10 protein-coding genes are annotated in these 9,588 nt (G+C 62.7%); 7 read left to right on the top strand and 3 right to left on the bottom strand.

Features of this window, described 5'->3' with window-relative positions; all coding sequences use genetic code 11:
* The 3 genes from JNK68_17500 to JNK68_17490 form a co-directional block, all read left to right on the top strand.
* Nucleotides 1–192: hypothetical protein (locus tag JNK68_17500; GenBank protein MBL8542140.1), on the top strand; the 192-nt coding region annotated here is incomplete at its 5' end.
* A 109-nt stretch (nucleotides 193–301) separates the two neighbouring features.
* A complete protein-coding gene (locus JNK68_17495) occupies nucleotides 302–715 on the top strand; it encodes a CopD family protein (protein MBL8542139.1) in 414 nt (137 codons plus the stop codon).
* Nucleotides 716–720: 5 nt separating this feature from the next.
* The gene (locus JNK68_17490; protein ID MBL8542138.1) at nucleotides 721–1,110 is read left to right on the top strand and encodes an HIRAN domain-containing protein; all 390 of its coding nucleotides are present in this window, start codon (nucleotides 721–723) and stop codon (nucleotides 1,108–1,110) included.
* 15 nt (nucleotides 1,111–1,125) lie between these two features.
* Here JNK68_17490 and JNK68_17485 read toward each other — a convergent pair whose 3' ends face one another.
* On the bottom strand, nucleotides 1,126–2,790 hold the full coding sequence (locus JNK68_17485; GenBank protein ID MBL8542137.1) for an AMP-binding protein: 1,665 nt from the start codon (nucleotides 2,788–2,790) through the stop codon (nucleotides 1,126–1,128).
* Between the two features lie 146 nt (nucleotides 2,791–2,936).
* Between JNK68_17485 and JNK68_17480 the strand changes: the two genes are divergently transcribed.
* From JNK68_17480 to JNK68_17470, 3 genes are all read left to right on the top strand, one after another.
* Nucleotides 2,937–4,007 (top strand): hypothetical protein, encoded by a 1,071-nt coding sequence (locus JNK68_17480; protein ID MBL8542136.1) that lies wholly within the window; start codon nucleotides 2,937–2,939, stop codon nucleotides 4,005–4,007.
* 33 nt (nucleotides 4,008–4,040) lie between these two features.
* On the top strand, nucleotides 4,041–5,159 hold the full coding sequence (locus JNK68_17475) for a hypothetical protein (GenBank protein MBL8542135.1): 1,119 nt from the start codon (nucleotides 4,041–4,043) through the stop codon (nucleotides 5,157–5,159).
* A gap of 184 nt (nucleotides 5,160–5,343) precedes the next feature.
* The gene (locus JNK68_17470) at nucleotides 5,344–6,504 is read left to right on the top strand and encodes a class I SAM-dependent RNA methyltransferase (protein MBL8542134.1); all 1,161 of its coding nucleotides are present in this window, start codon (nucleotides 5,344–5,346) and stop codon (nucleotides 6,502–6,504) included.
* Between the two features lie 19 nt (nucleotides 6,505–6,523).
* On the opposite strand, the gene JNK68_17465 is transcribed toward JNK68_17470, so the two are convergent.
* Nucleotides 6,524–7,660, bottom strand: coding sequence for a PilT/PilU family type 4a pilus ATPase (locus JNK68_17465; GenBank protein ID MBL8542133.1), 1,137 nt, complete (start codon nucleotides 7,658–7,660; stop codon nucleotides 6,524–6,526).
* Nucleotides 7,661–7,692: 32 nt separating this feature from the next.
* Entirely contained in the window at nucleotides 7,693–8,736 is a 1,044-nt protein-coding gene (locus tag JNK68_17460; protein MBL8542132.1) for a type IV pilus twitching motility protein PilT, read from the bottom strand.
* Between the two features lie 101 nt (nucleotides 8,737–8,837).
* Between JNK68_17460 and JNK68_17455 the strand changes: the two genes are divergently transcribed.
* Nucleotides 8,838–9,521, top strand: a complete 684-nt coding sequence (locus tag JNK68_17455; protein ID MBL8542131.1) for a YggS family pyridoxal phosphate-dependent enzyme — start codon at nucleotides 8,838–8,840, stop codon at nucleotides 9,519–9,521.
* The last annotated feature ends 67 nt before the right edge of the window (nucleotides 9,522–9,588 follow it).

Genomic DNA, 9,588 nt, shown 5'->3' with positions numbered 1-9,588 from the left:
GCCGTGGTCGCGCTCGCGATCTGGCTGCCCTTCAGTCCCTGGGCGCACTATCTCGGCTTCGTGACACCGCCTCCGCTCTTCTTCGGCATCCTCGCACTGATGGTTCCGGCATACCTCGCGCTCGTCGAATGGGTGAAGCGGTTCAGCCCGAATCCGGCCGAACAGCCGCGCGTAGCACGACCCGCGACATAGCGGGTGCACCCGGACGGGTAGCACTGCGGATCGAGCGGCATGAGTCGGGTTCGATGCCCTGCGCAGATCGGCTACCATGGCGGTAACGGTGTTGCCTCCCGACCCATCCATGCTCTATCTCAAGGCCTTTCACATCGTCTTCGTCGTCACCTGGTTCGCCGGACTCTTCTACCTCCCGCGCCTTTTCGTCTATCACGCGATGGCAGCCGACACGATCTCGCTCGACCGCTTCAAGGTGATGGAGCGCAAGCTCTTCTGGGGCATCATGACGCCGTCCGCGGTGCTCGCGGTCGGGCTCGGCCTGTGGCTCTGGCTGGGTTATGGCTACTCCGGCGGCTGGCTGCACCTCAAGCTCGCGCTGGTGGTCACACTGCTCGGCTACCACGTCTGGACGTGGAAGGCGATGATGGATTTCCGGCGCGATCGCAACCCGCACAGCCACGTCTTCTACCGCTGGATGAACGAGGCGCCGGTATTGATCCTGATCGCGGCAGTGATCCTGGCGGTGGTCAAGCCGTTCTGAGGCCGATGGCTGCGGCAGCGCTGCGAGCCGCGGTACTGCTGCTGGCTCTCGCCTCGAGCGTTGCGCTCGCCGGTGAACCGCGCGTCGAAGCGCGCATCCTTATTCAGAACTCTCCGCTCGCCGGCTTCCAGTTCCATCGCGGCAAGCTGCTGTGGGGCGAAATGAAAGTGGGCGACGCGCTCGCGCTGGTGCGGGAGCCCGACAATCCGTACGACCCGAACGCGGTGCGCGTGGACTGGCGTGGCGAGAAGCTGGGTTACGTGCCGCGTACCGAGAACGCCGATCTCGCCCGGCACATGGACCGTGGGACGCGAGTCGAGGCGCGCATCAGCCGGCTCGTCGAGGACAGGAATCCCCGCAAGCGGATCCGCTTCGACGTGTTCGCGCTGCCGTGAAGCCTGCGCGCCACGTCAGTCGGTGAGCCCCGAGTCCTCGTAGGCGCGACGGATGACGGCATCGAAGCGCGCCAGCACCTTTGGACGCCTGACCTTCAGCGTCGGCGTGAGCAGACCGTCGTCGAGCGTCCACGGCTCTTTCGTCGCGATCACGCGGCGGATGCGGATGTAGCGCGGAAACGACTTGAGCCGATCGTTGGCAAGCTTCGCAAGCTTCTTCTCGTCGCTCTCCTGGCTTACCGCGAGCATGATGAGGTACGCACGTCCCTCGCCCGCCACGAGCACCTGTTCGAACGCGGACTCTTCGAGCAGCGCGCGCTCGATCTCGTCGGTAGGCACCTTCTCACCGTTGGAAAGCACCAGGATGTCCTTGGTGCGCCCCTTGATGTAGATGCGACCCTCGCGGATGTCGACCTGGTCGCCGGTATTGAGCCAGCCATCCGCGGACAGCACTGCGGCGGTCGCGTCCGGATCGCGCCAGTAGCCGAGCATCACCGAAGGTCCGCGCACCAGCAGTTCGTGCTGCTCGCTGACTTTGACTTCCACACCTTCCAGTGGATAGCCGACCGACGCCGGGTCGTTGTCGTCGAGGTGATTGGCGGCGACGACGGGTGACACCTCCGACAGACCGTATCCCTGCAGCATGGTGAGACCGAGCCCGAGAAAATGCCTGGCGACCCGGTGCTCGAGCGCCGCACCGCCCACCACCGTAAGCCGCAGCCGCCCGCCCAGCCGCTCCAGGACCGGCTGCGCCACGACCTTGCGCAGAACACGGTAGGCCGCGCGCTCGACGGCGTTCGCCTCGCCCTTGAAGATGCGCCAGCCCACTGCCACCGTCCGCTCGAAGAGTTCGCGCTTCACGCGCTTGTCCTTCAGCGCCTGCTCGATGCGCACGAGGAAGCGCTCGAATACGCGCGGCACCGCCATGATGATCGTCGGGCGCAACCCCATCAGGTCTTCGCCGATATGCTGCACGCCGCGCGAGAAGGCGACGGGTGCGCCATGCAGCAGCGGTGCGTAATAGCCGCAGGTGCGTTCGAACATGTGCGAAAGCGGCAGCACGGACAACAGGAGGTCGGAGTCGTGCAGATCGACGATCTTCAGCGCGGCGCGCGCGTTGGAAAGAATGTTGAGATGCGAGAGCTTCACGCCCTTCGGCCGCCCCGTCGTGCCGGAGGTGTAGACGATGCTGGCGAGCCCGTCGTCCGGCATCGGCTGCACAGTGAAACCCTTGGCGTGGGCCGGCAGGAACGTGCGCGGCGTCTCCACCGGATCGTCCGGCTCGGCCTGCAGACAGACGATCGGCGGCAGGTCGTCCGCGGCCTGCCGCAGCGTCTCCAGCACGCGCGGGGTCTCCAGCACCAGCAGCCGCGCCTCGCAATGACTGATGCACCAGGCGATGTTCTCGGGATTGTCGATCACGTAGAGCGGAACGACCACGAGGCCGAGACCCAGGCACGCCTGGTCGATGGCGACCCAGTGCACGCTGTTCTTCATGCACAGCGCGACGCGGTCGCCGCGCTCGAAACCGTGGTCGAGGAAAGTCTGCTGCCAGCGCGCCGCGAGATCGATGATTTCTCCCGCGGTGTAGCTCTTCCACTCCTCACCGGTCCACTGGTGATACAACACTTTCCCGGGCGTGGATTCGTGCTGCTTCAGCGCTTCGGCGAGGTTGTTCATGACGGACAGCGGAAAAGAGACAGCGCGACTATAGCGCAGGGGGCTTTCGCACAACCGAGATTCTTCCTGGCCTGGAATCCCATGCACGTCTCATGATGAGGTCTCTTGCGGCAAACCGAAATCCTAACCTATAGTCATGGGCTGGAATGAGAAAGCGCGAGGCGGAGCAAGTGCCGCGTCTCATCGCTCTCAGTGTCGACCGAAAGAAGAAGCCCGAGGGAGAAAAAAACATGGCCACTGGTAGTCTTGAAGATGCCGCCCCATATGGCAGTTTTTGGTCGAGCGGCGACAATCCCAACTCACCACCCGTGACGAAGTCCGCGGGAATTCGCCTGTTCCATTCGGGGGGACGGGCAGTGGCGTCACGGCATTACGAGGCTATCGTCGACGCAACCGTTTCTTTTCAGTTGACGATGGCCCTGTGGAAGTGGACACCATACATCGCGCCGCAGCAGACGGGCCAGCCTCTCAAGTACTTCTACATCTCCACGGAAGGCTCGCGCGTTGTGAAACCTACCTTGACTGGCAATGGCGCCGAGGTGACTCCAGAGACGGGCTTCCGACCTCGGGGCGAGGGCGCGAACATTATGTTCGGGCCGTACATCGAGTCCGTCACCGTGGAAATGTGGTTTGATTCACCCAAGGCGATACTGAAGGTTTTTGCCCCCTCGACCGATATAGAACGCGGCTCGGAATCGCAAAGCTTCGGCATCAACTTTGGTTTCGGCGGCGGATTCTTTGGCGAAGAGCCCACGGCGACCGCGAGCGTCGGGTTCTCCTTTGACACGTCGCATACCATTGATCTCACCGACTTCCAGTTGCGCGCCTCGTCGGACGCTCGAACCAACAAGAGCCATCATGTGGTCGCGCTAACCATGAAAGGGGACGGCTCCCGGTATGAGGGTGCGGATTCGCTAGATGCCACAGGTGCCGGACCAAACACGTTGCCTGCGCGCGCCTTTAATGACCTTCCGGTTCTCGTTGAGGGGATGTGGGAACTGCCCGATTCGGATGACGAGCTCGATTTCCATGTCCGCTTTACCGTCGTTTGCCCGGCGGTCTCTGCTTATGGATTTAGTCTCGCATTCTCAAACGATAGCCAGTGGCAGCATGCCGTCAAACCGACCTTCGTCTGGGATCGCGTGATCCCGGTGCCGCTCGCCAAGGCCGTGAAGAAGACCGGCGAACCCGGCGGGCCCGGCGGATTGGTCGAATAGAGAGACAACGCAGAGGCAGTAGCGAGCATCACCATGGACATGTCGATCCTTAGGTTCCTGGAAATCGTGAAATCGGGCTGGGACGTGCAAATAGGCACCCAGTCCGAGGCGGGACAAATCACGACTGCGAGAATCCAAGCAGCCACCAGCAGCAAGTTCGTGGATGTTCCAGCACGCAATGGACTCATCGCGGATGAGGACGTTTTTCATGCGCTGGAATTTCTTCTTCAGGACTGCGACAGGCGGAGTCCCGAGACCGAGCCGGAATGGAGTCTGCTGAAAGAGGTGGTCGAATTTAGCCCCGATCTCGTCGACCTAGTCCAGACCGCTTTGCCCGAGGGTTGGCGCTACGCAAAGGAGCAGGACGGCAGCTACAGCATCGTCGATGGTCAAGGAACGAAAGTGGGCACGATCGATAAGGGCGCGTCGATTGCTCGGGCGGGGGAGGCTGTTGTAAGCGCCATCGCGCAAAGTGCTGCAAACGGGATGTCGAGCGAGACCGAGGAGCTTCCCGCATCGAGTCAGGCGATGCGCGACAGCGCGACGGTTGGAGCGGCGGACGTCGACGCCCTGATCGCTGGACTGAAAGACATGCCCGACGCGAAACGCCCCGTCGACGTTCCAAATAATCCTGCGCAGATCAGGATGATCACTAAGGCCTCTATCGCCGAGCGGCAACGTACCCTGCTGTCTGAGGTGAACCTATCGCTCACGGAAAAGTTCGGCTGGAAGGGCAAGGTGCTTCACATTGACACTCTCGCGGAAATCTGCAAGAGGAACTTTCACACCCTTGAGATCACGCCCGACGGATACTTGATTCGTCAACCCGACGGTTTGATAGCGGCGGCGGGGGAACTGAGGAGGAACTACCTGACGACGGAGGCTGTGGAGAGTCTCCGTGACCAGCTCGATGACGCGGACCAGGGGAACGTGCTCGCGGCCTATGCACCGGATGCGCTTGCCGCGGTGGAAGCCGCGTCGACGACGATTCGCAGATTTGCGGAGGCAAATCCCATTACGCGAAATCCGCCGCATACACATACCGATCCACCACATACCGATCCACCACACACGGATCCGCCACATACCGATCCGCCACACACGGATCCGCCACATACCGATCCACCGGAAGGTCCGGGCGGCAGACGCTGAAGCAGGTCGCTACGGATATCGCCCTCCCGACCCGCAGGGCTACCGTCAAGGCCGTGGCTGCCGGCAGTGAATCGTTTGTTGACGACAACGTCGACGCGTTGGTCGGTAGCGGCATGCTGCCTTGCGGCTTGCTCCGCCCGCGCTCTGGCGTCGAATCCCCGTTCCGTAACCTGCCTACGCACTGATGGAGTCCTTCTTCGCCCCCTGCCCGCGCGGACTCGAGTCGGTGCTCGCGGCAGAGCTGACGGCCATCGGCGCGGGAGAGACCGACTGCAAACCAGGCGGCGTTGCATTCGTCGGTGAGCTCGCGCTCGCGATGCGCGCGAATCTCGAAAGCCGCGTCGCCAGCCGCGTGCTCTGGCGCGTCGGCGCCGGCGAGTACGCCACGGCGGACGACATCTACGCCGGGACCCGTGCCCTGCCATGGTCGGATTGGTTCGGCCCCGAGAGGACGATCCGCGTCGACGTGGCAGCGATCCGTTCCCCGCTGCGCAGCCTGGACTTCGCTACCCTGCGCATCAAGGACGCGGTCTGCGACGCGTTGCGGCTGAGCACCGGTCAAAGACCGAGCGTCGATACCGGACGCCCCGACGTTCGCATCCACGCGTTTCTCGACGCGCGGCGCTGGACGATGTATCTCGACACTTCGGGCGAAGCGCTCTTCAAGCGCGGCTGGCGGGCGAGCGGCGGCGAGGCGCCGCTGCGGGAGAATCTCGCTGCCGGCATCCTGATGCTGTCCGGCTGGACCGTCGGAACACCGCTTTACGACCCGATGTGCGGAAGCGGCACTTTCCTCATCGAGGCGGCGCAGATGTCCCTGCTCCATGCGCCGGGTTTGCGCCGCGCGTTCGGATTCCAGAAGCTGAGATCATTCGACCTCAAGGCCTTTCAGCGCATGCAGTCGGAACTGCAGTCACGCGTGCTCGAAACCAAGCCGCTCCCGATCTTCGGCAGCGACCGGGACACAGGAATCCTCGACCTCGCGCGCGGCAATCTCGATCAGGCGCGGGTCGGCAAGGCGATCGAACTTGAGTGCCGGGACGTCCTCGACGCGACAGCGCCGGCCGCGGAGGGCGTGATGATCATGAATCCGCCCTACGGGGTTCGACTCGGCAGCGAGACGCAAACGCGCGCTCTCTATCCCCGGCTCGGCGACCTGCTGAAGCAGCGCTTTGCAGGCTGGTGCGTCTGCATTTTCACCGCGGACGAGGAGTTGCCGAAGCTGATCCACCTCAAGACCTCGAAGCGCACCCCGCTCTTCAACGGCGCGATCGAGTGCCGACTGTACGAATACCGGATGGTGGCGGGGTCGCTGCGCAGGATGCCCGGCGTCGCGGCAGGATGAAGCCGGTCTCGCGCGAGGCTTAGACGATCGTCAGGTTGTCGAGGCCGCTGGTGAGATCGCGGTCCTTCGATGACTGGCTGTAGAGCTTGATGCGCAGGCGCAGATCGTTGACCGAATCGGCGTTGCGCAGCGCGTCCTCGTAGCTGATCTTGCCCTCTTCGTAGAGATCGAAGAGATGCTGGTCGAAAGTCTGCATGCCGAGTTCGCGGGACTTCGCCATGATTTCCTTGATCTCGTGCACCTCGCCCTTGAAGATGAGATCGGAAATCAGGGGTGAATTGATGAGAATCTCCACCGCTGCAGCGCGACCCTTGCTGTCTTTCATCGGAATCAGCCGCTGCGAAACGAACGCGCGCAGATTGAGGGACAGGTCCATGAGCAGCTGTGCGCGCCGCTCCTCCGGAAAGAAGTTGATGATCCGATCGAGCGCCTGGTTGGCACTGTTGGCGTGCAGGGTCGCCATCGCCAGGTGACCGGTTTCCGCGAACGCAATGGCATAGTCCATGGTGTCGCGGTCGCGGATTTCGCCGATCAGGATCACGTCCGGCGCTTGGCGCAGCGTGTTCTTCAGCGCGGCATGCCATGAGTCCGTATCGACACCGACCTCGCGCTGCGTGACGATGCAGTTCCTGTGGTCGTGCACATATTCGATCGGGTCCTCGATGGTGACAATGTGCCCGTGCGTGGTCTCATTGCGAAAGCCGATCATCGCCGCGAGCGACGTCGACTTGCCAGAGCCGGTGCCACCGACGAAGACCACGAGTCCGCGCTTGGTCAGCGCGATCTCCTTGAGCTGCGGCGGCAGACCGAGATCCTCGATCTTCGGGATCGCCGAATTGATCGTGCGCAGGACCAGACCGACGCGCGACTGCTGCACGAACGCATTGACGCGAAAGCGACCGACGCCCGGTGGGCTGATGGCGAAGTTGCACTCCTTCGTTGCTTCGAACTCCTCGGCCTGCTTGTCGTTCATGATCGACCGCGCGAGTTCCTGCGTATGGGTCGGCGACAGCGTCTGGTTCGAGATCGGCGTCACCTTCCCATCCACCTTGAAGGCCGGCGGAAACCCGGCGGTGATGAAAAGGTCGGATGCCTTCTTGCTCACCATGACCCGCAGCAGGTCGTTCATGAACTTGACTGCCTGGTCTCTTTCCATTCAGTGCTCCCCGGTACGTCCGCGTGACCTGATCAGCCGACGAACATGTCCTTGTTCATTGCGCGGTTGCGCGCTTCGGCAGCCGACACGACGTTGCGGCGGACGAGATCCAGCAGGTTCTGATCGAGCGTCTGCATGCCGAGCTGTTGTCCGGTCTGGATTGCCGAATACATCTGCGCGATCTTGTTCTCGCGAATCAGGTTTCTGATCGCCGGTGTGCCGATCATGATCTCGTGGGCGGCAACGCGACTGCTGCCGTCCTTGGTCTTGAGGAGTGTCTGCGAGATCACCGCCCGCAGCGACTCGGACAGCATCGCACGCACCATCTCCTTCTCCGCGGCGGGGAAGACGTCGATGATCCGGTCGATGGTTTTCGCCGCGGAGCTCGTGTGCAGAGTGCCGAACACGAGGTGACCGGTCTCTGCCGCGGTCAGAGCGAGGCGAATGGTTTCCAGGTCGCGCATCTCGCCCACCAGGATGACGTCGGGGTCCTCGCGCAGCGCAGAGCGCAGGGCGTTCGAGAAGGAGAGCGTATGCGGCCCGACCTCACGCTGGTTGATGAGACACTTCTTCGACTCGTGAACGAATTCGATCGGATCCTCGACCGTGAGTATGTGACCGTGCTCGTTCTCGTTGATGAAGTTGACCATCGCGGCCAGCGTCGTGGACTTGCCGGAGCCGGTCGGTCCGGTCACCAGCACGATCCCGCGCGGCTGGTTCGAAATGTCCTTGAAGATCTCCGGCGCCTTCAGGTCTTCCAGCGTCAGCACCTTCGAGGGAATGGTACGGAACACGGCGCCTGCGCCTCGATGCTGCACGAAGGCATTGACGCGAAAGCGGGCCAGGTTTGGAATGGAGAACGAGAAGTCGCACTCCAGATTCTCCTCGTAGGTTTTCCTCTGGCTGTCGTTCATGATGTCGTACACCATGCCATGAACATCCTTGTGCTCCATGGCCGGAAGATTGATGCGGCGTACGTCGCCGTGCACGCGGATCATCGGCGGCAGGCCGGACGACAGGTGCAGGTCCGACGCCTTGTTCTTGACGGCGAAAGCGAGCAGTTCGGCAATGTCCATTAGAATTCACTCCGAGCCGCCCCAGCCAAGCTTCCGGGTGCGGCCATAAATTCAATAGCGATCAATGTATTAGACCGCTCCTTGAGAACCGTCCGGGCATTATGTCCACACTGGCTTCAGCCCTGCAAACTGTGCGGGAGCGGATCGATCGCGCGGCACGCGCCGCAGGCCGCGACCCATCCGACATCCAATTGCTCGCCATCAGCAAGGCATGGCCGGCAGACCGTCTCAGGGAAGCTTGGCAGGCGGGCCAGCGCGCCTTCGGCGAAAATTACGCGCAGGAGGGAGTGCAAAAGATAGGCCAGTTGTCTGATCTGCAAATCGAATGGCACTTCGTCGGACCCATTCAGAGCAACAAGACACGCGCTCTTGCGGAGAACTTCACCTGGGTCCACGGCGTCGATCGCGCGAGGATCGCAGAGCGACTGTCGGCGGCGCGTCCACCGCACCTTCCACCGCTCGATGTTTGTCTGCAGGTCAACGTGAGCGGCGAAGCCAGCAAGTCGGGTGTGGCTCCGGAGCATGCGAGCGCGCTCGCAAGAAGCGTCGCTGCGATGCCGCGGTTGCGCCTGCGCGGTCTGATGGTCATACCGCGACGCGAGTGTGACCAGGCCGCGCAGCGTCACTGGTTTCGCATCGCCCGCGAACTCAAGGACCGCATCGTCGCGGAAGGAACGGCACTCGATACCCTGTCGATGGGCATGTCGGACGATCTCGAAGCAGCCGTTCTCGAAGGGGCCACGATCGTTCGCGTTGGCACCGCGATCTTTGGTCCGCGTCCCTGACCGTCGCCGCGGCATACGGCTCCTCGCTTGGTTGCCGCGACCGCCGCTGCCCGCCTATACTCACGAC

It is taken from the genome of Betaproteobacteria bacterium, from assembly GCA_016791345.1.
Classification (GTDB): Bacteria; Pseudomonadota; Gammaproteobacteria; order Burkholderiales; family JAEUMW01; genus JAEUMW01.
The sequence above is the reverse complement of the archived record's forward strand: the minus strand, read 5'-3'. Positions and strand labels throughout refer to the sequence as shown.

Coding starts and splice junctions, on each gene's coding strand:
- JNK68_17495 (MBL8542139.1), top strand. CDS start 302: ATGCTCTATCTCAAGGCCTTTCACATCGTCTTCGTCGTCACCTGGTTC.
- JNK68_17490 (MBL8542138.1), top strand. CDS start 721: ATGGCTGCGGCAGCGCTGCGAGCCGCGGTACTGCTGCTGGCTCTCGCC.
- JNK68_17485 (MBL8542137.1), bottom strand. CDS start 2,790: ATGAACAACCTCGCCGAAGCGCTGAAGCAGCACGAATCCACGCCCGGG.
- JNK68_17480 (MBL8542136.1), top strand. CDS start 2,937: ATGAGAAAGCGCGAGGCGGAGCAAGTGCCGCGTCTCATCGCTCTCAGT.
- JNK68_17475 (MBL8542135.1), top strand. CDS start 4,041: ATGGACATGTCGATCCTTAGGTTCCTGGAAATCGTGAAATCGGGCTGG.
- JNK68_17470 (MBL8542134.1), top strand. CDS start 5,344: ATGGAGTCCTTCTTCGCCCCCTGCCCGCGCGGACTCGAGTCGGTGCTC.
- JNK68_17465 (MBL8542133.1), bottom strand. CDS start 7,660: ATGGAAAGAGACCAGGCAGTCAAGTTCATGAACGACCTGCTGCGGGTC.
- JNK68_17460 (MBL8542132.1), bottom strand. CDS start 8,736: ATGGACATTGCCGAACTGCTCGCTTTCGCCGTCAAGAACAAGGCGTCG.
- JNK68_17455 (MBL8542131.1), top strand. CDS start 8,838: ATGTCCACACTGGCTTCAGCCCTGCAAACTGTGCGGGAGCGGATCGAT.